Origin of the sequence: Streptomyces sp. AC555_RSS877, assembly GCF_019049245.1 — a bacterium.
Lineage (GTDB): Bacteria > Actinomycetota > Actinomycetes > Streptomycetales > Streptomycetaceae > Streptomyces.
This window is the reverse complement of the sequence record NZ_JAGMUK010000052.1, coordinates 1-21,715: the sequence shown is the minus strand read 5'-3', so window position 1 is coordinate 21,715 and position 21,715 is coordinate 1. Positions and strand designations below refer to the sequence as shown.

The 21,715-nt window shown below is 70.7% G+C and carries 15 protein-coding genes and 1 pseudogene; 10 read left to right on the top strand and 6 right to left on the bottom strand.

Annotation, left to right across the window (positions count from 1 at the left end):
- The first annotated feature begins 34 nt into the window (after positions 1-34).
- From KUM49_RS22075 to KUM49_RS22055, 5 genes are all read left to right on the top strand, one after another.
- Positions 35-1,411, top strand: coding sequence for an ABC transporter substrate-binding protein (locus KUM49_RS22075; protein WP_217238629.1), 1,377 nt, complete (start codon positions 35-37; stop codon positions 1,409-1,411).
- Positions 1,412-1,415: 4 nt separating this feature from the next.
- Positions 1,416-2,759 carry a carbohydrate ABC transporter permease gene (locus KUM49_RS22070; RefSeq protein ID WP_217238628.1) on the top strand — a complete coding sequence of 448 codons (1,344 nt, stop codon included), beginning with the start codon at positions 1,416-1,418 and terminating at the stop codon, positions 2,757-2,759.
- The gene (locus tag KUM49_RS22065; RefSeq protein WP_217238627.1) at positions 2,756-3,664 is read left to right on the top strand and encodes a carbohydrate ABC transporter permease; all 909 of its coding nucleotides are present in this window, start codon (positions 2,756-2,758) and stop codon (positions 3,662-3,664) included. The genes KUM49_RS22070 and KUM49_RS22065 overlap by 4 nt, the downstream gene beginning before the upstream one ends.
- Before the next feature lie 162 nt (positions 3,665-3,826).
- Positions 3,827-6,331: a bifunctional glycosyltransferase family 2 protein/CDP-glycerol:glycerophosphate glycerophosphotransferase gene (locus tag KUM49_RS22060; RefSeq protein WP_217238626.1), complete on the top strand. Its 2,505-nt coding sequence runs from the start codon at positions 3,827-3,829 to the stop codon at positions 6,329-6,331.
- A gap of 251 nt (positions 6,332-6,582) precedes the next feature.
- The gene (locus tag KUM49_RS22055) at positions 6,583-7,863 is read left to right on the top strand and encodes a hypothetical protein (RefSeq protein ID WP_217238625.1); all 1,281 of its coding nucleotides are present in this window, start codon (positions 6,583-6,585) and stop codon (positions 7,861-7,863) included.
- A 227-nt stretch (positions 7,864-8,090) separates the two neighbouring features.
- Here KUM49_RS22055 and KUM49_RS22050 read toward each other — a convergent pair whose 3' ends face one another.
- The gene (locus KUM49_RS22050) at positions 8,091-8,504 is read right to left on the bottom strand and encodes an organic hydroperoxide resistance protein (RefSeq protein ID WP_217238624.1); all 414 of its coding nucleotides are present in this window, start codon (positions 8,502-8,504) and stop codon (positions 8,091-8,093) included.
- A gap of 117 nt (positions 8,505-8,621) precedes the next feature.
- On the opposite strand from KUM49_RS22050, the gene KUM49_RS22045 reads away from it, so the two are divergent.
- Together KUM49_RS22045 and galE are read left to right on the top strand one after the other, a co-directional pair.
- Positions 8,622-9,161, top strand: coding sequence for a MarR family winged helix-turn-helix transcriptional regulator (locus KUM49_RS22045; RefSeq protein WP_254401617.1), 540 nt, complete (start codon positions 8,622-8,624; stop codon positions 9,159-9,161).
- 169 nt (positions 9,162-9,330) lie between these two features.
- On the top strand, positions 9,331-10,323 hold the full coding sequence (gene galE / locus KUM49_RS22040; protein WP_217238622.1) for a UDP-glucose 4-epimerase GalE: 993 nt from the start codon (positions 9,331-9,333) through the stop codon (positions 10,321-10,323).
- A gap of 58 nt (positions 10,324-10,381) precedes the next feature.
- Here the strand turns inward: galE and KUM49_RS22035 are convergent, their stop codons facing one another.
- Together KUM49_RS22035 and KUM49_RS22030 are read right to left on the bottom strand one after the other, a co-directional pair.
- Complete coding sequence (locus KUM49_RS22035) at positions 10,382-11,026, bottom strand: response regulator transcription factor (RefSeq protein ID WP_217238621.1); 645 nt, start codon at positions 11,024-11,026, stop codon at positions 10,382-10,384.
- Between the two features lie 49 nt (positions 11,027-11,075).
- Positions 11,076-11,702: a TetR/AcrR family transcriptional regulator gene (locus KUM49_RS22030; RefSeq protein WP_217238620.1), complete on the bottom strand. Its 627-nt coding sequence runs from the start codon at positions 11,700-11,702 to the stop codon at positions 11,076-11,078.
- A 187-nt stretch (positions 11,703-11,889) separates the two neighbouring features.
- On the opposite strand from KUM49_RS22030, the gene KUM49_RS22025 reads away from it, so the two are divergent.
- Both KUM49_RS22025 and KUM49_RS22020 read left to right on the top strand, forming a co-directional pair.
- Entirely contained in the window at positions 11,890-12,813 is a 924-nt protein-coding gene (locus KUM49_RS22025) for an ABC transporter permease (RefSeq protein ID WP_217238619.1), read from the top strand.
- Entirely contained in the window at positions 12,806-13,648 is an 843-nt protein-coding gene (locus KUM49_RS22020) for an ABC transporter ATP-binding protein (RefSeq protein WP_308406697.1), read from the top strand. The genes KUM49_RS22025 and KUM49_RS22020 overlap by 8 nt, the downstream gene beginning before the upstream one ends.
- 77 nt (positions 13,649-13,725) lie before the next feature.
- On the opposite strand, the gene KUM49_RS22015 is transcribed toward KUM49_RS22020, so the two are convergent.
- The 3 genes from KUM49_RS22015 to KUM49_RS22005 all read right to left on the bottom strand — a co-directional run bounded on the left by KUM49_RS22015 (position 13,726) and on the right by KUM49_RS22005 (position 20,945).
- On the bottom strand, positions 13,726-18,657 hold the full coding sequence (locus KUM49_RS22015; RefSeq protein ID WP_217238618.1) for an NAD-glutamate dehydrogenase: 4,932 nt from the start codon (positions 18,655-18,657) through the stop codon (positions 13,726-13,728).
- A gap of 1,036 nt (positions 18,658-19,693) precedes the next feature.
- Entirely contained in the window at positions 19,694-20,359 is a 666-nt protein-coding gene (locus tag KUM49_RS22010; protein ID WP_217238617.1) for an HAD family hydrolase, read from the bottom strand.
- A 70-nt stretch (positions 20,360-20,429) separates the two neighbouring features.
- Positions 20,430-20,945 carry a hypothetical protein gene (locus KUM49_RS22005; protein ID WP_217238616.1) on the bottom strand — a complete coding sequence of 172 codons (516 nt, stop codon included), beginning with the start codon at positions 20,943-20,945 and terminating at the stop codon, positions 20,430-20,432.
- Between the two features lie 344 nt (positions 20,946-21,289).
- Here KUM49_RS22005 and KUM49_RS48520 point away from each other — a divergent pair.
- Positions 21,290-21,715: pseudogene (locus KUM49_RS48520) on the top strand (hypothetical protein); the annotation flags it as partial.

Sequence of the window (21,715 nt, the reverse complement as noted above, 5' to 3'; positions counted from 1 at the left end):
GAACGTTCGATGAGGCACGAAGAACGGGGCAGTGATGCGTAGCACGAGCAGTACGAACCGGAACAACAGGGCCGCGAAAGCCGCAGCGACCCTCCTGGCGGGAGCGCTCGCACTCTCGCTCACCGCCTGCGGCAGCGACGACGACAAGAGCAGCGGCAGCGACACGACTGCCCAGGAGACCGGCACCGGCGTCACCCTTCCCAAGCTGGACGGGCAGAGCCTGGAGGTGGCCGCCGTCTGGACCGGTGCCGAGCAGGCCAACTTCAAGAAGGTACTTTCGGAGTTCGAGAAGCGGACGGGCGCCAAGGTGACCTTCGTGCCCGCCCAGGACCCGATCGTCAACTTCCTCGGCTCGAAGATCGCGGGCGGCCAGCCGCCGGACGTCGCGATGCTCCCGCAGCCGGGCGCCATCAAGCAGGCCGTCGACAAGAAGTGGGCCAAGCCCATCGGTGCCGAGGGCCTGAAGGAACTGCAGAAGAACTACTCCCAGGGCTGGCAGGACATCGGCAAGGTCGACGGCAAGCAGTACGGCGTCTACTACAAGGCCGCCAACAAATCGCTGATCTGGTACAACGCCCAGGTCTTCGAGAACGCGGGAGCCACCGAGCCCAAGACCTGGGACGAGCTCCTGACCACCGCGCAGACGGTCTACGACTCCGGCGTCACGCCGTTCTCGGTCGGTGGCGCGGACGGCTGGACCCTGACCGACTGGTTCGAGAACGTCTATCTCTCCCAGGCGGGCCCGGAGAAGTACGACCAGCTCGCCAAGCACGAGATCAAGTGGACGGACCCGTCCGTGAAGGACGCGCTGACCACGCTGGCGCAGGTCTGGGGCAAGAAGGACTACGTCGCGGGCGGCGCGACCGGCGCACTGCAGACGGACTTCCCGGCCTCGGTGACGCAGGTCTTCACCGGCGGTGACCAGCCCAAGGCGGGCATGGTCTACGAGGGCGACTTCTCGCAGGTCAACATCGTCCAGGCCGGTGCGAAGGTCGGCACCGACGCGAAGGTGTTCCCGTTCCCGGCGGTGGGCGACATCGCGCCCGTGGTCTCCGGCGGTGACGCGGCGGTGATCCTGAAGGACTCCGAGGCGGCGCAGGCGCTGGCCACCTTCCTCGCCTCCCCGGACGCGGCGACCGTCCAGGCGAAGCTCGGCGGCTACCTCTCGCCGAACAAGAACGTGCCGGACTCGGCGTATCCGAACGCGGTGCAGCAGAGGATGGCCAAGGCGCTGATTGCGGCCGGTGACGACTTCCGCTTCGACATGTCCGACCAGGCCCCGCAGGCCTTCGGCGGCACGCCCGGCAAGGGCGAGTGGAAGGCGCTGCAGGACTTCCTGAAGAACCCGACGGACATCGCCGGCACCCAGCGGAAACTGGAGGCCGACGCGGCGGCGGCCTACGGCGGCTGACGCGATGGCATCTGCCAATGCGGCAGGGGGCACCCCGCCCCCTGCCGCTCCCAAGTCGCGCAAGAGCGTGACCGGCACCCGCAAGAGCGTGGCCGCGCTGTTCCTGCTGCCCGCTCTCGTGCTGCTGGGCGCGCTCGTGGTCTACCCGATCGGGTACTCGGTCGTCCGCAGCTTCTACGACCAGTCCGGCAACGGCTTCGCCGGATTCGACAACTACGAGGCACTCTTCACCGACGACGGCATCCGCACCGCCCTGAAGAACAACGTCATCTGGGTGGTGTTCGCCCCGACGATCGCCACCGCGCTCGGCCTGATCTTCGCGGTGCTGACCGAACGGGTGAGCTGGGGCACGGCGTTCAAGCTGGTCGTCTTCATGCCGATGGCGATCTCGATGCTGGCGGCGGGCATCATCTTCCGTCTCGTCTACGACCAGGATCCGGACAAGGGCGTGGCGAACGCGGTGTGGGTGGGCGTGCACGACACGTTCGCCGAGGCGTCCGCGTTCCCGAAGGCGCACCCGGGCCGCGATTCCCCGCTCATAGCGCAGGGGGGGAGCTTCGTCACCAAGGCGACGGTCCGCACCGGTGACACCGTCACGCTGCCCCTCGTGGGCGTCGCCCCCGACCAGATGCCGGGCGACGCGAAGGAGGCCGTGGCGCCGCAGGCCGAGCCGGGGAAGATCACCGGCACGACCTGGCAGGACTTCACCCGCGGCAAGGGTGTGGGCACGCTCGGCGCGCCCGACCCGAGCGAGGTCGGCTACCCCGGCATGAAGATCGAGGCCGTCAAGGACGGCAAGGTCGTGGAGTCCACGAAGGCCGCCGACGACGGCACGTTCACCCTGTCCGAGAAGGCCGACGGGGCCCAACTAAGGCTCCCCGCGAGCAACTTCGCGGAGCCGTACAACGGCCTGGACTGGCTCGGCCCGTCGCTGGTCACGCCCGCGATCATCGGGTCGTACATCTGGATGTGGGCGGGGTTCGCGATGGTCCTGATCGCGGCCGGGCTGGCGGGGATGCCCCGTGAACTCCTGGAAGCGGCCCGCGTGGACGGGGCGAACGAGTGGCAGGTGTTCCGGCGGGTCACGGTCCCGCTGCTCGCGCCCGTCCTCGCGGTCGTCGCCGTCACCCTGATGATCAACGTCCTGAAGATCTTCGACCTGGTCTTCATCATCGCCCCGGGCTCCTCGCAGGACGACGCGAACGTCCTCGCGCTGGAGCTGTACCGCAAGGGCTTCTCCGAGGACCAGCCGGGCATCGCCAGCGCCATCTCGGTGTTCCTGCTCCTCCTCGTCATCCCGGTGATGTGGTTCAACATCCGCAGGCTCAGGCGGGAGGTGCGGCGATGACCACACATACGGAAAGGGTCGGCACAACGGCGCCGGCCGAGAACGTGAAGGCCAAACGGTCCCTCGCCGCACGCCTCGTGGAGGGCGTCAGCGGTGGTCTGATGCGCGTGTTCCTCATCATCGTCGGCCTGTTCTGGCTGGTGCCGACGATCGGCCTGCTGATCTCCTCGCTGCGCCCGCCGGAGGAGATGACCGCCAACGGCTGGTGGAACGTCTTCGCCGAGCCGTCCCAACTCACCTTCGAGAGCTACGACAAGCTCCTGCAGAACAGCGACATCACCAACTCGCTCGTGAACACCGTGCTGATCACGGTCCCGGCGACGGTCCTGGTCGTCGTCGTCGGCGCGCTCGCGGGTTACGCGTTCGCGTGGATGGAGTTCCCGGGCCGCGACTGGTGGTTCCTGGGCGTGGTCGGCCTGCTGGTCGTGCCGGTGCAGGTGGCGCTGATCCCGATCGCCGAACTCTTCGGCAAGCTGGGCCTGTTCGGCTCGATCTTCGGCGTGGTCCTGTTCCACACCGGCTTCGGGCTGCCCTTCGCGGTGTTCCTGCTGCGGAACTTCTTCGCGGAGATCCCCCGGGAACTGCTGGAGGCCGCCCGGCTCGACGGGGCGGGTGAACTGCGCCTGTTCGCCCGGGTCGTGATGCCGCTGGGTGCGCCGGCGATCGCGAGCCTGGGCATCTTCCAGTTCCTGTGGGTGTGGAACGACATGCTGATCGCGCTGGTGTTCTCCGACTCCGGCAGCCAGCCGATCACGGTCGCGCTGCAGACGCAGGTCCGCCAGTTCGGCAACAACATCGACGTCCTGGCACCCGGCGCGTTCATCTCCATGGTGATCCCACTGGCCGTGTTCTTCGCGTTCCAGCGGCAGTTCGTGTCGGGCGTGATGGCGGGCGCGGTCAAGTAGGCAGCACGGACAGTCACGTTCAGGGGGCGGGCCGCACCGGTCCGCCCCCTTCGTCTCCCCGCCGTCCCTCCAGCGTCCCCCACATGCCGTAACGCTTCGTAACCAAATCATCCCTTCGGCCGTTCCCGGGCAGAACGCCCGCGACGACCCTTGGATGTCCCCTTGCCCAGGTTCAGTGTCATCGTCCCCGCGTACAAGGTTCAGGCCTACCTCCACGAGTGCCTGGATTCGGTGCTCTCCCAGTCGTATGCGGATCTGGAACTGATCGCGGTCGACGACGGCTCGCCGGACGCCTGCGGCGCGATCATCGACGAGTTCACGGCCCGTGACCCTCGCGTACGGCCCGTGCGGCTGCCGCGGAACCAGGGCCTGGGCGCCGCCCGCAACGCCGGGCTGCGCGTGGCGACCGGCGACTACCTGCTCTTCCTGGACGGCGACGACACCCTCACCCCGCACGCGCTGCGGGCGATCGCCGACCGCCTGAAGGAGACCGGCGAGCCGGACGTCCTGGTCCACGACTACGCGCGCGTCGACTGGTCGGGCCGGACCGTCCGCAACCAGGCCGCGATCCAGCTCACCGAACGCGGCCCTGCGTCCTTCGTCCTGGAGGACCGCCCGGGCCTGCTCAAGCTGCTGACGGTCGTGTGGAACAAGACGTACCGCCGGGAGTTCGTCGAGCGCGAGGGCTTCACGTTCCCGTCCGGCCTCTACGAGGACGTCCCTTGGACGTACCCGGTCCTCATGGCCGCCGAGTCGATCGCCACCCTCGACCGGGTCTGCGTCCACTACCGGCAGCGCCGGCGCGGCAGCATCACCCGTACCACCAGCCGCCGCCACTTCGACCTCTTCGAGCAGTACGACCGTGTCTTCGCGTACGTCGGGCAGCGACCCGAACTGGCGCGCTGGCGGCCGGTGTTGTTCCGCCGCATGGTCAACCACCTGACGACGGTCTTCGCCCACGGCGAGCGGCTGCCGCGCGCTGCGCGCGCCGAGTTCCTGCGCCAGGCCCGCGCCCACTGCCGTCGCCACCACGCCCCCGGCCACCCGGTCCCGCTGCGCTCCCGACTGCGGCACGCCCTGGTCCGGCTGGGCCTGCACCGCACGTTCCGCACCCTGCAACGGGCATCGGCCCTGCGCCGCCGCAGCGTCAAGGCCCTCACCCGTCTGTTGAAGACCCTGCGCTCCGGCGCGCTCCGGCTGCACTACCGCGTCCAGCGCCGCCTCCCGCTGCGCGCCGACCGCGCCGTCTTCACCGCGTACGACAGCCGCGGTCACGGCTGCAATCCGGGCGCCCTGGAGAACGCGTTCCGTACCCACGCCCCGCACATCCGCACGTCCTGGGTCGCCCGCCCCGAGCACCACCACACGATCCCGTCCGCCACCCGCCGCGTCAGGCCCGGCACGGCCGCCTACTGGACGGCCCTCGCCCGCTCCAAGTACCTGGTCAGCAACGTCGACTTCGACCGCCGCCTGGTCAAGCGCCCCGGCCAGATCCTCCTCCAGACACAGCACGGCACCCCGCTGGGGCACATGGGCCTCGACCTCCAGGAGCGCCCGGCGGCCGCCCGCGGCACGGACTTCGCGGAGCTCCTGCGGGGCGTCGACACCTGGGACCACGTCCTGTCCGCCAACCGCCACTCGACCCTGACCTGGGAGCGTGTGTTCCCCGGCCGCTACCGCACGCTCGAGTACGGCCAGCCCCGCAACGACGTCTTCCAGCAGGCGACCTCCGCGGACGTGTCCCGGCTGCGGGAGAGCCTCGGCATCCCGGAGGGCTCGGTCGCGATCCTGTACGCGCCGACCCACCGGGACCACCGCCGCAGCCAGCACGCGGCCCTCGACCTGGAGCGCGTCCTGCGCACTCTCGGTCCCCGTCACGTCGTCCTGGCCCGCGCCCATCACGCCTACGGCGAACCCCTGACGGCCGGATCGGCGGACCGGGTCATCGACGTCACCGACCACCCGAGCGTCGAGCAGCTCTGCCTCGCCTCGGACGTGCTGGTCACCGACTACTCGTCGATCATGTTCGACTACGCCAACCTCGACCGGCCGATCGTCCTCCTCGCGGACGACCGGGAGGCGTACGAGGCCGCCCGCGGCACCTACGTCGACCTGCGGTCGTTCGCGCCGGGCGCGGTCGCGCGCAGCGAGGACGAGCTGATCGACATCTTCGCCACCGGCCACTGGCGCGGCTCGCGCTCCGCCCAGCTGCGGTCGGCGTTCCGGGAGCGGTTCTGCCCGTACGACGACGGACGCGCCGCCGAGCGGGTCGTACGCCATGTGGTGCTGGGAGAGACGGACCTGCCGCCGGTCGTACCGCTCGAGGAGCGCCACCCCGTGCCGTCCGCGACGGCGGCTCTCGGGCGCCCGCCACTTGCCAGCGTGCCGCCGGCCGTCGATCCGCAGGGGCTTGACCTGCACGCCCTCGTACCGCAGGCCGCCGGTCCGTACGCCGTCCCACCGCAGGCCGTCGCACCGCCGGCCGTCGATCCGCGGGGCCTCGACCTGCACGCCCTCGTACCGCAGACCGCCGGTCCGTACGCCGTCCCACCGCAGGCCGTCGCACCGCCGGCCGTCGATCCGCGGGGCCTCGACCTGCACGCCCTCGTACCGCAGACCGCCGGTCCGTACGCCGTCCCACCGCAGGCCGTCGTCGACCGCGTCTGAACGCTGTTTTCGCTCCGGGGAGTTCGTATGCCCTCCAGTCCTTCGCGGCCGACCCCGACGCGGCCGTCCACGTGGCGCCCGGGGGGACGGCCCGGCGGCCGCGTCGACGGGGTCGTGGGCCGGCTGTCCCAGGTCCCGGTCCGCGACGCGACCGGCTCCCCCGGGGCGTGCGGGTGGGTGCCGCCCGGATCGGCCGCGGTCGGCCATGCGGTGCCGGTGACCACCGCGGGCCGTGACCTGCCGATGTGCTCATGAGGCCACGCACCTGGGTGCCGGCGCTGGCCGCGGTGTTCGCCGTGCTCCAGCTCGCGAACGTCACCGGCCGGGACACCCCCGACACCAAGAACTACCTGTCGTACGCCCTGGACCTGCGCGGCGACAGCAAGCGGGAGGCGGCGGCCGCCACCATCGAATACGCCTGCGCGGGCGAGGCGTCGACGGCGTACCGCCGGCAGAAGGTGGACGTCGTGCGCTTCCACGCGCCGGATCCGCGTCCACAGGTCAGGAGGGAGTGCCGGGCCACGGCCTGGCGGGAGGTGGACGCGCGGATGCGGGCGGGGCAGACGGGCGGGCACACCGCGCCGTTCAGTTCCGAGCGGTTCCTGCGGATCTTCGAGGCGCGGCCCGGATACCCGGTGTTCCTGCTGACGTTCGTCACCGTGCTCGGCGTGACCTGGGGGATGTGGGCGGCGAGTGTCGTCATCACCGTCGCGGGCGGGATCCTGGCGTTCCTGATCCTGCGCACGCTGTCCCTGCCGGTGCCGCTCGCGCTGACCGGTCAGGCGCTGTACTACGTGCTGCCGTGCGGCACGACCGCCATGCGGCCGATGACCGAGGGCATGCTGCTGGCGCTGACCCTGGCGGCGGTGTGGGGGTGCGCGCTGGTGCTGCACGGGCATCGGACGCGGGCCGGTCTGGTGCTGGTGGGCGGCTCGCTGGCGGCGCTGTTCACGGTGAAGCACTCACAGGCACTGTTTCTGGGGCTGTGCCTGGCGGGGGCGGGGCTGGTGATCGGCGTACGACGTCGGGGGCGGGAGCGGGACGTGGGGCGTGGGGTCGTGGCGCTCGCGGGCGTGGGCTGCTTCGCGGTGGTCGGGACGCTGCTGCTGGCAGGGGTGCTGCGCTACCCGTCCGCGACCGAGAGCGTCCAGGATCTGCTCGCCAACCACTTCACCCGGCCCGACCGGACCCGGCCGTGGCCGGAGTTCCTGCATCTGCAGGCGAACTTCTGGACGGAGTGGCTGCGCCGGCAGCTGTGGCAGCCGCTGTTCGCGGCAGCCCTGGCGGCGGGGGCGTGGGGCGCGCTGCGGGGGCACCGCCGGGCGTTCGGCGGCTTTCTGGTGGCGGCCGCCTTCACCGGGGTCCTCACCCAGGCCGGGCACCCGGACATCAACATCTGGGGCGACCGCCTGATGGTGCTGGCGTGGCTGCTGCCGGTGCTGGGGGTGCCGCTGCTGCTGGAGCGAGTCGTCCGGGAGCCGGTGACGCTGCCCGCACAGGACCGCTCCGAACGGGCTCACTCCTTGGGCTGACGAGCGTCCGGGCCGACTCTGATGCTCCGGCGGCACCGCGGCCGGCGCCCCTCCGTATCCGGGGCGTCGGGGCGGGCCACGAACCTCGCCGCGTCCGTCCGTCCGACCGGGCGCGGCTCTCCACCAACGGGAGCGGGCGAGGCGGCTCGCGGACGTCCGCGTCTGCCTCGCCCGAAGTCGAACCCGCGCCGTGCGCGTACCGCCGTGGCCCGGGGGTCTCCCTCGGATCACTCGACGACGAGGTCGACCTCGATGTTGCCGCGGGTGGCGTTGGAGTAGGGGCAGACCTGGTGGGCCTGGTCGACCAGCTTGCGGCCGGTCGCCTCGTCCAGGGTGTCGGGCAGCTCCACGCGGAGGGTGACCTTGAGGCCGAAGCCCTCGCCCTGCTTGCCTATGCCGACCTCGGCGGTGACGGCGGCGTCGCTGACGTCGACCTTGGCCTGACGGCCGACCAGGCCGAGGGCGCTGCCGAAGCAGGCGGCGTAACCGGCGGCGAACAGCTGCTCCGGGTTGGTGCCCTGCCCGTTGCCGCCCATCTCCACCGGGATGCCCAGCGCGAGGTCCAGGGTGCCGTCGGAGGAGACGGCACGGCCGTCCCGGCCGTGGGTGGCGGTGGCGACAGCGGTGTAGAGCGCGTCCATGAAAATCCATCCCTCTCGAGTCACGTCCCGGCGGCCTGTCCGGCCGCCGCGACCACTAGTAGAGCACACAATTCAGTTGTGCACAATTGAATGGCTCGCAAGAGCTATCCTGGAGACATGACCCGTACGCCGACCCCCTCCGACACTTCAGCTGCCGCAGCAGCCCCGGAAGACAACTGGCTGCACCTCGACGGCCAGATCTGCTTCTCCCTGCACGCCGCCTCGCGCGCGTTCAACGGCGTCTACCGCGTGCTCCTCAAGGACCTCGGGCTGACCTACCCGCAGTATCTGGTGATGCTGGTGCTGTGGGAGCGGGGCGAGACGCCCGTGAAGAAGCTCGGCGAACACCTGCGCCTCGACTCCGGCACCCTGTCGCCGCTGCTCAAGCGCCTGGAGGCGGCCGGTCTCGTCCGGCGGGAGCGCAGCGCCCGCGACGAGCGCTCCGTGGAGGTGCGGCTGACCGAGAAGGGCGCCGCGATGCGCGAGCCGGCGCTCCAGGTACCGCGCCGGATCTTCCAGGCGACCGGCTTCGACGTCGGCGAACTCCGCGAGCTGCGCGAACGCCTCGACCAGCTCACGTCGACGCTGGACTCGGCGGCGCTGGACTCGGCGGCGCTGGACTCGGCGGCGCTGGAGGAGATGCCGGGCAGCCCGTAGCCGGAGCCCCGGGCCGGCACCGCGCGTCGCCACTGCTCCACGCGGGGTCATCCCAGTCACCCGCTCCGGACCCCACCGCCTGCTTCACTGATGACGGGAGCCGAACCGCACACGACACGCACAGGCGACACGGACCACCACAGGCCAACTGACGAGGGGACGGCCGCACATGACCTGGCTGATCACCGGCGGAGCCGGTTACATCGGGGCGCATGTCGTACGGGCGATGACCGAGGCGGGCGAGCGGACGGTGGTGTACGACGACCTGTCCACCGGCATCGCCGACCGCATCCCCGAGGACGTACCGCTGGTGGTGGGCTCGATCCTGGACGGCGAGCGCCTGGCGCGTACCCTCGCCGACCACGAGGTCACCGGCGTGGTCCATCTGGCCGCGAAGAAGCAGGTGGGCGAGTCGGTGGACCTGCCGCTGCACTACTACCGGGAGAACGTCGAGGGCCTGCGCGTCCTCCTGGAGGCCGTGTCGGAGGCGCGCGTGCCGTCCTTCGTCTTCTCCTCCTCAGCGGCTGTCTACGGCATGCCGGACACCGAGCGCCACGGCGGCCTGGTGACGGAGGAGACGCCCTGCGTGCCCATGTCGCCGTACGGCGAGACGAAGCTGGCCGGCGAGTGGCTGGTCAGGGCGACGGGCCGGGCGACGGGCCTGTCCACGGCGTCGCTGCGCTACTTCAACGTGGCGGGCACGGCGAGCCCCGAACTCGCGGACACCGGCGTCTTCAACCTGATCCCCATGGTCTTCGAGAAGCTCACGGACCACGCTCCCCCGCGCATCTTCGGCGACGACTACGAGACGCCGGACGGGACGTGCGTACGCGACTACATCCACGTCGTCGACCTCGCCGAGGCCCATGTCGCGGCGGCCCGCGCCCTCCAGGCAGCCCCCGGCCGTGACCTCACCCTCAACATCGGCCGCGGGGAAGGCGTCTCTGTCCGCGAGATGATCGACCGCATCAACGCCCTCACCGGCTACGACCGCCCCCCGACGGTCACCCCCCGCCGCCCCGGCGACCCGGCCCGCGTCGTGGCCTCCGCCGACCGGGCCGCCGCCGAACTGGGCTGGAAGGCCAAGCACGACGTCCAGGACATGATCATCTCCGCGTGGGAGGGCTGGGTACGGCTGCATCCGGAAGCGGCCCGCGGCTAGGACCTGTCCGGCCGCTCCTGCCGCGGACGCGGGGTCCGGCGCTCCCCGCCGAGCCCGGCTACGCGTTGTTCAGATACGTCAGCACGGCCAGCACCCGGCGGTGCCCACTGTCGCTCTGCGGCAGGCCCAGCTTCAGGAACACGTTCCCGATGTGCTTGTGGACCGCCCGTTCCGTGACGACCAGGGTCTTCGCGATGGTGGCGTTGTCGCGCCCCTCCGCCATCAGCTTCAGGACCTGACTCTCGCGCGGCGTCAGCGAGTCGAGCGGGGTGTCCCGGCGCCGGGTCAGCAACTCCGTCACCACCTCCGGATCGAGGGCCGTGCCCCCCGCCGCGACCCGCTCCAGCGCGTCAAGGAACTCGTCCACCCGCCCCACCCGGTCCTTGAGCAGATAACCCACCCCGCTGCTCCCCCCGCCCAGCAGCTCGGCGGCGTACGACTCCTCCACGTACTGCGAGAGCACCAGCACCGGCAGACCGGGCATCTCCTTCCGCGCGGCGAGCGCGGCGCGCAGGCCCTCGTCGCGGAAACCGGGCGGCATCCGCACATCCAGCACCGCCACGTCCGGCCGATGCTCCAACAGCGCGGGCAGCACCTCGGGCCCGGTGCCGACGACGGCCGACACCTCATGGCCGGCAGAGGTCAGCAGGAGGACAAGGCCCTCCCGCAACAGGGCGTTGTCCTCGGCGATCACGAGTCTCATGGCGCCCATGTTCCTACGGATCAGGCGGGCCGCTCCCGGAGAGGTCCGCTCACAGCGCCTTGAGCGCCTCCGCGGTGCCCCGCGCCAGCCCTCCCAGATACCCCTTCGGGAGCTTGGGGCTGCGGATCACCACCGAGCGCCAGTACAGCGGCCCCGAGATCAGGTCCAGTGCCAGGTCCTCGTCGAGCCCTGCACTGACCTCGCCGCGCTTCCGTGCCGCCGCCACGATCTTGCTGGCGACGCCCTCCTGCCCCTCGCGCAGGGCCTTCTGCATGGCCTCGGCGATCTCCGGGTTGCGTGCCGCCTCGGCCTGGAGGTCGGGGATGACCTGCGAGGCGACGGGGTGGCGCAGGGCACGGGAGGTCACCTCGTACAGCAGCCGCAGGTCGCCCTCGAGCGAGCCGGTGTCCGGCACCGGCAGGCCCATCACCGCGATCGCCGAGACGACGTCGAGGACGAGGTGCAGCTTGGAGCGCCAGCGGCGGTACACCGCGGTCTTGCCGACGCCCGCGCGGCGCGCGATCCCCTCGATGGACATCCGCGCGTAGCCAACGGCCGCCAGCTCCTCGAAGACGGCCGCCCGGATGGCCTCCGTCACATCCTCGCGGAGTACGGCGGCACCCGCGGGGGCCCGGCGGCGCGGACGCGTCTGCGGCTCGTCGGCGTTCGTCGTCATGCGGTCCAGCATAGGGGCGTCACGACGAAACGGTTGCGTTCCGACGTCAACTCGGCCTACGCTCACGTTGCGACGATACGGTCCCGTCCCGACGTAAGAGAACGTGAAGAGAAGCGTGAGAAAACGCCGGGCGACGGACCCACCCCAGCCGCACGCACCCCACACCCCCCGAGTGAAAGCAGCGGATGTGAGCCAGGTCCTCCACACACCGCCCCCGACGACGGCGACCGCACCGGCCGAAGACGACCTCGCGGCCCTCGCCGCCCGCTACGGCCTCTCGGTCAGCGGCGCCCGCCCCACCCTGCGCGAGTACGTCAGCCAGCTGTGGGCGCGGCGCCACTTCATCGCCGCCTTCTCGACCGCCAAGCTCACCGCGCAGTACAGCCAGGCGAAGCTGGGCCAGCTCTGGCAGGTGATGACCCCGCTGCTGAACGCGGCGGTCTACTACTTCATCTTCGGCGTGCTGATGGGCACCAAGAAGGGCGTGGCGGACTACGTCCCCTTCCTGGTGACGGGCGTGTTCGTCTGGACGTTCACGCAGAGCTCGATCATGGCGGGCACCCGGGCGATCTCCGGCAACCTGGGCCTCGTGCGGGCCCTGCACTTCCCGCGGGCCGCGCTGCCCATCTCCTTCTGCCTCCAGCAGCTCCAGCAACTGCTGTTCTCGATGGCCGCCCTGGTCGTGATCCTGCTCGCCTTCGGCGTGCCGGTGTCCGCGTCCTGGCTGCTGGCGATCCCGGCGCTGACGCTGCAGTTCACCTTCAACGCGGGCATCGCGATGATCCTGGCGCGGGTGGGCGCGAAGACACCGGACATCGCGCAGCTGATGCCCTTCGTCCTGCGCACCTGGATGTACATCTCCGGCGTGATGTGGAGCCTGGACCACCTGCTCAGCAAGCACAGCGACCTGCCGTTCTGGGTGGCGCCCCTGCTCAAGGCCAACCCGGCCGCCGTCTACATCGACCTGATGCGCTTCGCGCTGATCGACAGCTTCCACGCGAGCCAGCTGCCCGCCCACGTGTGGCTGATCGCGACCGGCTGGGCCCTGCTCGCCGGAGTCGGCGGCTTCATCTACTTCTGGAAGGCTGAGGAGACGTACGGCCGTGGCTGACAAGACCGAGAACATCTACGACGGCGAGAAGATCCCCACCGTCATCGCCGACGGCGTCGACATCGTCTACCGGGTCAACGGCACCGGCGCCGGCCGTGGCTCCGCGACCGCCGCCCTCAACCGCATGCTGCGCCGCGAGAAGGCCGAGAAGGCGGCCGGTGTGCGCACGGTCCACGCCGTCAGGAACGTGTCGTTCGTCGCGTACCGCGGCGAGGCGATCGGCCTGATCGGCACCAACGGCTCGGGCAAGTCGACCCTGCTCAAGGCGGTCGCCGGCCTCCTCCCGGTGGAGAACGGCCGGATCCACACCGACGGCCAGCCCTCCCTCCTCGGCGTGAACGCGGCCCTGATGAACGACCTGACCGGCGAGCGCAACGTCTACCTCGGCGGCCTCGCCATGGGCATGTCCCGCGAGCAGGTCAAGGAGCGCTACCAGGACATCGTCGACTTCTCCGGCATCAACGAGAAGGGCGACTTCATCACCCTCCCCATGCGCACCTACTCCTCCGGCATGGCCGCCCGGCTGCGCTTCTCCATCGCCGCCGCCAAGGACCACGACGTCCTGCTCATCGACGAGGCGCTGGCGACCGGCGACCGTTCCTTCCAGAAGCGTTCCGAGACCCGCATCCGCGAACTGCGCAAGCACGCGGGCACGGTGTTCCTGGTCAGCCACAGCAACAAGTCGATCCGCGACACCTGCGACCGCGTGCTGTGGCTGGAGCGCGGCGAACTGCGCATGGACGGGCCGACGGAGGAGGTCCTGGAGGCGTACGAGGCGTTCACCGGCGGCCCTGACAAGGCGAAGGCCAAGCCGAAGGTGCCGGTCTCCTCGTAACGAAGGCCCAGAAAAACCCCCACAACACAAGGGCGCCCCGGGCCTTCACGGCCCGGGGCGCCCTCTTCGTCGTACGGCTACGAATGCGACCGCAGCAGCGTCCGCATCGTCCGCATGGCCACCGACAGATTCGCCAGGTCGAACGTCTCCGAGCTCTGGATCTCCTCAAGGGTCGTCCGCGCCCGGCCCAGGATCGCCGCGTTCTTCTCCTCCCACGCCTTGAAGCGCTGCTCGGGAGTCGAGGTGCCGTTGCCCACCGCGAGGACGTCGGCGGTCAGGGCCGCGTGGGCCGCGTAGAGGTCCTCACGGATGGAGGCGCGGGCCATGGACTGCCAGCGGTCGGCGCGGGGCAGCTCGATGATGCGGTCCATGAGCTGGGTGATGTGGAGACGGTCGGCAAGGTCGTAGTAGACCTCGGCGACGTCCATCGGGTCCCGGCCCATGCGGCCGGCCACCGAGACGATGTCGAGCGTGGGGAAGGCGGACGAGAACCCGGCGACGCGCGTGGCGACCTCGCCCGGCACGCCGACGCCCGTCAGCTCGTCGTAGATCTTCTGGTACCACTCCAGGTCCGCGCCCCGCAGCAGCTTGGGCAGCTGCGACCACACCTGCTCGACCCGGTCGGCGAAGAACTCGACGGTCTCGGCGAGCTGGAGCGGCTGCGGCCGGTTGTTGAGCAGCCAGCGCGTACCGCGCTCCACCAGGCGCCGCGAGTGCAGCCGGATCCGGGTCTGGACGGCGGCTTCGACCTTGTTGTCGAGCGCTTCCACCGCGTCCCACACGACACCGGAGCGGAAGATCGCACGCGCCGCGGTCTGCGCCCGCACGATCTCCTCCAGCGAGGCGCCCGTCTCCTCGCGCAGCCGGTGCAGGTAGGTCGTACCGCCCGTGTTGACCGTGTCGTTGACCAGCACGGTCGTCGTGATCTCACGGTGCAGCGGGTGGCCGTCGATGCGCTCCCCGAACGCCTCGCGCAGCGCACTCGGGAAGTACGCGTGCAGCAGGGTGCGCAGGTACGGGTCGTCCGGCAGCGAGGTGTGCAGCAGCTCCTCGGCGACCGTGATCTTCGTGTACGCCAGCAGGACGGCCGTCTCCGGTCCGGTCAGACCCTGGGCGGCGCCGAGGCGTTCGCGGATCTGGCGGTCGGTGGGCAGGAACTCCAGCGCCCGGTCCAGCAGGCCCTCGCGCACCAGGTGACGCAGGTACCGCTGCTGGGCGTGGAGCATGTCCTTGGACTGGGCGAGCGCGTTGGCGATGGCCGTGTTCTGCGCGTAGTTGTTGCGCAGGACCAGGTGGCCGACCTCGTCGGTCATCTCGGCGAGCAGCTTGTTGCGCTGCTTGACCGTCATGTCGCCGTCCGCGACCAGGCCGTTGAGCAGGATCTTGATGTTCACCTCGTGGTCGGAGGTGTCCACGCCCGCGCTGTTGTCGATGGCGTCCGTGTTGATCTTGCCGCCGTGCAGCGCGAACTCGATCCGGCCGAGCTGGGTCAGGCCCAGGTTGCCGCCCTCGCCGACGACCCTGACCCGCAGGTCGGCGCCGTCGACGCGGATGGGGTCGTTGGCCTTGTCGCCGACGTCCGCGTGCGTTTCGGTGCTCGCCTTCACGTACGTACCGATGCCGCCGTTCCACAGCAGGTCCACCGGCGCCCTGAGGATCGCCTTCATCAGGTCGGCCGGCGTCATCTTGGCGACCTTGCCCTCGATGCCGAGAGCCTCGCGGATGTGCGCGTTGACCGGGATCGCCTTGGCCGAACGGGGGAACACGCCGCCACCCGCGGAGATGAGCGCGGTGTCGTAGTCGGCCCAGCTGGAGCGGGGCAGCTCGAAGACGCGGCGGCGCTCGGCGTAGGAGGTGGCCGCGTCGGGCTTCGGGTCGATGAAGATGTGCCGGTGGTCGAAGGCGGCCACCAGGCGGATGTGCTCGGAGAGCAGCATGCCGTTGCCGAACACGTCACCGGACATGTCGCCGATGCCGACGACCGTGAAGTCCTCGGCCTGCGTGTTCACGCCCAGCTCCCGGAAGTGCCGCTTGACGGACTCCCAGGCGCCGCGGGCGGTGATGCCCATGCCCTTGTGGTCGTAACCGGCGCTGCCGCCGGAGGCGAAGGCGTCGCCGAGCCAGAAGTTGTACGTCTCGGCCACCCCGTTGGCGATGTCCGAGAAGGTCGCGGTGCCCTTGTCGGCGGCCACGACGAGATAGGTGTCGTCCTCGTCGTGCCGGACCACGTCGGCGGGCGGGACCACTTCACCGGCGACCATGTTGTCGGTGATGTCGAGCAGCGCCGAGATGAAGGTCTTGTAGCTGCGGATGCCCTCCGCCAGCCACGCGTCCCGGTCCACGGCCGGGTCGGGCAGCTGCTTGGCGACGAAGCCGCCCTTGGCGCCGACCGGCACGATGACGGTGTTCTTCACCATCTGCGCCTTGACCAGGCCGAGGATCTCGGTGCGGAAGTCCTCACGGCGGTCGGACCAGCGCAGCCCGCCTCGCGCGACCTTCCCGAACCGCAGGTGCACGCCCTCCACCCGCGGCGAGTACACCCAGATCTCGAACGCCGGGCGCGGCGCCGGCAGATCGGGGATCATCTGCGGGTCGAACTTCATGGAGACGTACTCGTGCGGCCGGCCGCCCGCCGCCTCCTGGAAGAAGTTCGTGCGCAGGGTCGCCTTGATGACGGTCAGGAACGACCGCAGGATCCGGTCCTCGTCGAGGGAGGCGACCTGGTCGAGAGCCGCTTCGAGCTCTTCGAGGAGCGCGTCGACGAGCTCGTGCCCGGCACGCTGGCGGTCCGGCGACATCCGCGCCTCGAACAGCGACACCAGCAGCCGGGTGGTGTGGACGTTGTGGCGGAGGGTGTCCTCCATGTAGTCCTGGCTGAACGTCGAACCCGCCTGCCGCAGGTACTTCGCGTACGCCCGCAGCACCATCGCCTGACGCCAGTTCAGCCCGGCGCTCAGTACGAGGGAGTTGAACCCGTCGTTCTCCGCCTGGCCCGTCCAGGTCGCGGCGAAGGCCTCCTGGAAGCGCTCGCGCCCGTCGTCACCGAGGTGGTCGCCGCTCCCGCTCTTCGGCTGGGGCATGCGCAGCCCGAAGTCGTAGATCCACGCCACGCTCCGGTCCGAGCAGCGCAGTTCGTACGGCCGCTCGTCCATCACCTCGACGCCGAGCCGGTTGAGGACCGGCAGCACGGCCGACAGGGTGATGGACTCGCCCTTGCGGTAGATCTTGAACCGGCGCTCCGCGGGGGCGGCGCCCACGGGCTCGTACAGGCTGAGCGAGAAGCCGGTCTCCTCGGTGAGCTTCTCGAGCTGCGCGAGGTCGGCGACCGCGGAGCGCGGGTTGTGGTCGGCCTTGTAGCCCTCCGGGATCGCGTTGCCGTAGCGACGCACCAGCTCGGCGGCGCGCTCCTCGCCGAACTCGGCGTTCAGCGCCTCCCCGAACCCGTCGGCCCACGACCGCGCGGCCTCCACCAGCCGGGCCTCGAGGCGCTCCTTGTCGGCGTCGGACAGCTGCGCCAGCTCGGTGCCCTGCGGGACCCGGACGACGAAGTGCAGCCGGGAGAGGATCGACTCGGTGTTCCAGGCGGTGAAGTCGACGCTGGTACCGCCGAGCTCCTCCTTCAGGATGTCGATGATCCGCAGCCGTACGCCCGTGGTGTACCGGTCGCGGGGCAGGTAGACGAGGGCGGAGTAGTAGCGCCCGTATTCGTCCTGGCGGAGGTAGAGGCGCAGCCGCCTGCGCTCCTGGAGGTAGAGCACGGAGGTGACGATGGCCTGCAACTCGTCGACCGGAGTCTGGAAGAGGTCGTCGCGCGGGTACGTCTCCAGGATCTGCAGCAGGTCGCGCCCGTCGTGGCTGTTGGGCGAGAACCCGGCACGCTCCAGGACCTCCTCGACCTTGCGGCGGACGACCGGAACCCTGCGCACCGACTCGGTGTAGGCGGCGGACGAGAACAGCCCGAGGAAGCGCCGCTCACCGACCACGTTGCCGTTCTCGTCGAACTTCTTGACGCCGACGTAGTCGAGGTACGACGGCCGGTGCACGGTGGCCCTGCTGTTGGCCTTGGTCAGCACGAGCAGCTTGTGCTCGCGCGCCTTGGCACGGGCGTCGGCGGGCAGCCGCTCGAAGGAAGGGCTGACGGGGTGGGTCTCGTCGCTCGCGTGGTGCGGGTCGGACCGCAGAATGCCGAGCCCGGTGCCGGGGACGGCCACGAGGGAGTCGTCCTCCCGCAGCCGGTACTCCCGGTACCCGAGAAAGGTGAAGTGGTCGGCGGCCAGCCAGCGCAGCAGCTCCCGCGCCTCCTCGATCTCCTGCTCGCGCAGATCGGGGGCGACGGGCTCCTTGGGCATCTCGTCGGCCATGCGCAGCGCCGCGTCCCGCATCTTCTCCCAGTCCTCGACGGCCTCACGGACGTCGGACAGGACACGCAGCAGGTCCGCGGTGATCTGCTTCAGGTCGCCCCGGTCGCTCTCGCGGTCGGTCTCGACATGGATCCAGGACTCGGTGTGCGCGTCGTGCGGCAACTCGCCGGCGGGACGCGGGGTGAGCACCTCGATGAGCTTGCCGGTGACGTCACGCCGCACGATGACCTGCGGATGGATGACGACGTGAATGCCACGCCCCTGGCGCGTCAGCTCGTTGGTGACGGAGTCGACGAGGAAGGGCATGTCATCGGTGACGACTTCGACCACCGAGTGAGTGCACGTCCAGCCGTTCTCTTCCACGGTGGGCGTGTGGACCCGCACGTTGGCCGTACCCTGCGGGCGGTTCTCGGCCAGGCGGTAGTGCGAGAGTGCGGCTCCGAAGAGGTCGACCGGGTCGCGGTCGGCGAGGTCCTCCGGGGCGGTGTGCAGGTAGTAGCGCTGGAGGAACGCGAGCAGGTTGTCCCGGTCGGGAGCGCTCGCATCCGTCGTCCCGGTCGGTAGGTGCCCCCCGACCGGGCTGTTCTCAGCTACCCGGGCGGCCCTCTCGAGCAGCTCGGCCTTTGCTTCGTCCAGCTTGGTCTGCATTGTCCTCTGGCTCCTGTCGCGCGCCGTTGCGTGACGTAGGTGGAAGTACGGTCTCTTCCCCTGTGACGTAACGCCGTGACGCGGGGTGTCCGGTCTGCTCCGACGCTATGCCGCAAGGCGAGATGAGCGGGGGGTTATCAGCCATTCTCGACATGCCGGAAGGGTGTGACGCTGCTCTCGGCGGCGCCTGCTTCCGGGATGTGTACGGCGTCCTGGGGGCCCTTGCGCCCTCGTCCCGCCCGCGAAGACCAGCGAGCGCCGCCCGGTCACGGATGTAGTCCGTGCTCCCCGGGCGCAGGACAGGGGCGACGATGCCCCCGCGAACTATCGCGCTGATCACGCCACCAGGCTATCGCTCCTCACAGGGGGCCCGTCATGAGCCGTATGTGTACAAAACCAGGGGCAGAACTTTGACGTTCTGCACAGGGGCGAAGGAAGACATTCCATGCGTGTCTTCCTCAATTCCGACTCAAGCGCGAGCGCGCTGTTTTCAGCCGGGACGGTGGTTGAGGGGAGACGCCAGGGGTGCAGAGAGAGCCCTCCAGAGGCGCAGCAACGCAGTCCCCGCGGGGGCCCAAGGGCGAGCCCGCGGGAATGGCAGGGGCACGCCCCCGCCCACCTCCGGAAGCCCCGTAAGGGGTGCAGGGAAGGCGATCCCAGCCGGGGTGCAGGGGCGCCAGTCCCCGCCGGGGTCCAGGGCCGGAGCCCAGTGAGGGGTGCAGGGGACGCAGTCCCCGCCGGGGCCCAGGGGCGTGGAGCCCGGCGAGGGATCCAGGGGGCGCAGTCCCCGCCGGGGTCCAGGGCCGGAGCCCAGTAAGGAGTGCAGGGGACGCAATCCCAGCCGGGGTCCAGGGCCGGAGCCCAGTAAGGAGTGCAGGGGACGCAATCCCCGCCGGGGTGCAGGGGCGGAGCCCCTGGTGGGGTCGAAGGGGCGGAGCCCCTGGGGATGGGACGGGTAGGGGCGGCGGGGGCGAGAAACAGCCCGGCGCCAACCACACCGGCCCCGACACACCCCCCGCCCCAGCTCAGCGCAGCGTCACGCCGCCAACCGCTGCGCCTCCACCACGGCCTCCTCCAACGTGTCCACCACCGGCACCCCCGCCACCTCAAGGCTCGCCCGCCCATGCGACCCCCCGGTGTACAGCACGGCCCGAGCCCCCACATGCCGAGCCGCCACCGCATCATCGGCGGCATCCCCGATCACCACCGTCCGAGCCGGGTCCACCCCGACCAACGCCCGCAAGTGCCGCACCATGTGCTCCGCCTTGCTCCCCCCGGACGGCCCGACCCGCCCGTCGACCCGCAGGAAGTGCGCCTCGATACCGAACCCCCGCACCAACGGCACGAGTTCATCATGCACGTACATGCTGAGGATCGACTGGCTACGCCCCGCCGACCCCCACCCCGCAAGCAACTCCGCCGCCCCCGCGGTCAGCCCGCATCTCACCCGGTGCTCGGTGTAGTACCGATGGAAGGTCTCATCCATGACCTCCCACTCGGCCTCGGTGGGCAGCCGCCCCATCAACCGCTCGTAGAACTTCGGCACCGGCACGCAGTACAACGCCCGGTACTGCTCCAGCGTGATCGACGCCAGCCCCAACTCCGCGAACGCCGCGTTCGTCGCCCCGATGATCGCGTCATTGTCGTGGAACAGCGTGCCGTTCCAGTCCCAGACAATGTGCGCGCCTGTCTGCTTCCCCATGCCGAAAACGTACCCGCCCTCACTGACAATCAAGAGACCCGCAGCTCAGAGCCGAGCACAACATCCGCCCTCAGCTTCCCAGCCCGACCAGATTCGGGATCTCCTGCCTGGCGAACCACAGCAGCTCATGGTCCTCGGCCCCGTCCACGACGAACTGCGCGTCGTCGTCCCCGGCGTCCGCCGCCGCGAGCGCGCCGGCCGCCGCGGCCACGTCGGCCTCCGCGTCCCCGGCGTCGACGTGCACGGCCGCCGCCTTGTCCAACGGCACAGCCCCGGCGACCCGCACCTCACCGAGCGCCGCAGGGTCCAGCGCCCGGTCGGGATCAGAGGTCGCCGTACCGTCCGGCACGTCCACGGCGACCACGACCCGCCGCCGCACCGCCTCGGCGTCCCCCGCCAGCAACCGCAGCGAGGCCAGCGCGGCCCGGTTGAGCGCGGCGTACTCCAACTCCTCGATGTCGTCGGACAGGTACCACTCCCGCAACGCCGGCGTGACCGCGTACGCGACGAACGGCCCGCTCCCCAGTTCTCCCGTCTTGTACGCCTCGGCGAGCCCGGGAAGAGTCAGGGGGACGTAGACACGCATGCTCGCCGCTTCTTTCGTGGTCGAAGGCTCGTCGGGCCCTCCCGAAGGGCGTTCGGCACCTCCCGGAGGGCCTTCAGGATACGTCCGTGGGGTCCCCTTTCGAGTCCCTGCCCACCCCCCTGAAGGCGTCCACCCGGCGCCTCGGAACTCACCCGGTACATCCCCGCCACGACGGGCTTCCCGCCACCCCCGACCACTCTGATAGGTGAACATTCCGGCCACCCCGGCGAGGCCGCCGACCGCCTTGCCGCCGAGGTCCACCACCCCGTACAAGATCCCCAAGTACGAAGTTACCGCCCGGTACTACCCGGGCCGATCGAGCGGGGACGACGATGAACAAGGTCATGACGAGGGCGAACCACCACCCCGGCGCCCGCCCGCCGGGCCGCCGCGACACCCGCCGTCCCGGCGGCACCCCGCCCCGCGCCCCCGGCGGAGGCACGCCCCGCACGACCGCGCCCGACGGCCGCCCGCCGGGCTCACCGGGCACGTCCGGAACCCGCACCCGCACCCGCCCCACCGACAACCGCCCCGCGACCGCCCCCGGGCCGGACCCGCTGGCCCCCAGCACCAGCACCCGCGCCGGCACCGGCACGCGCCTCCGCAGCACCGCCGCCCCGACCCTGGCCACCAAGCCCGCCCGCCCCGCCACCGCAGGAAGGCCCCTCACAGCCCCGGAGAGGCCCACCACAGCAAGCCCCACCCGCGGAGCCGCGGGGGAACCCCCGCCTCCCCCGTCGTCCCCTCCCAGACCCCCCGCAGGCCCCTCC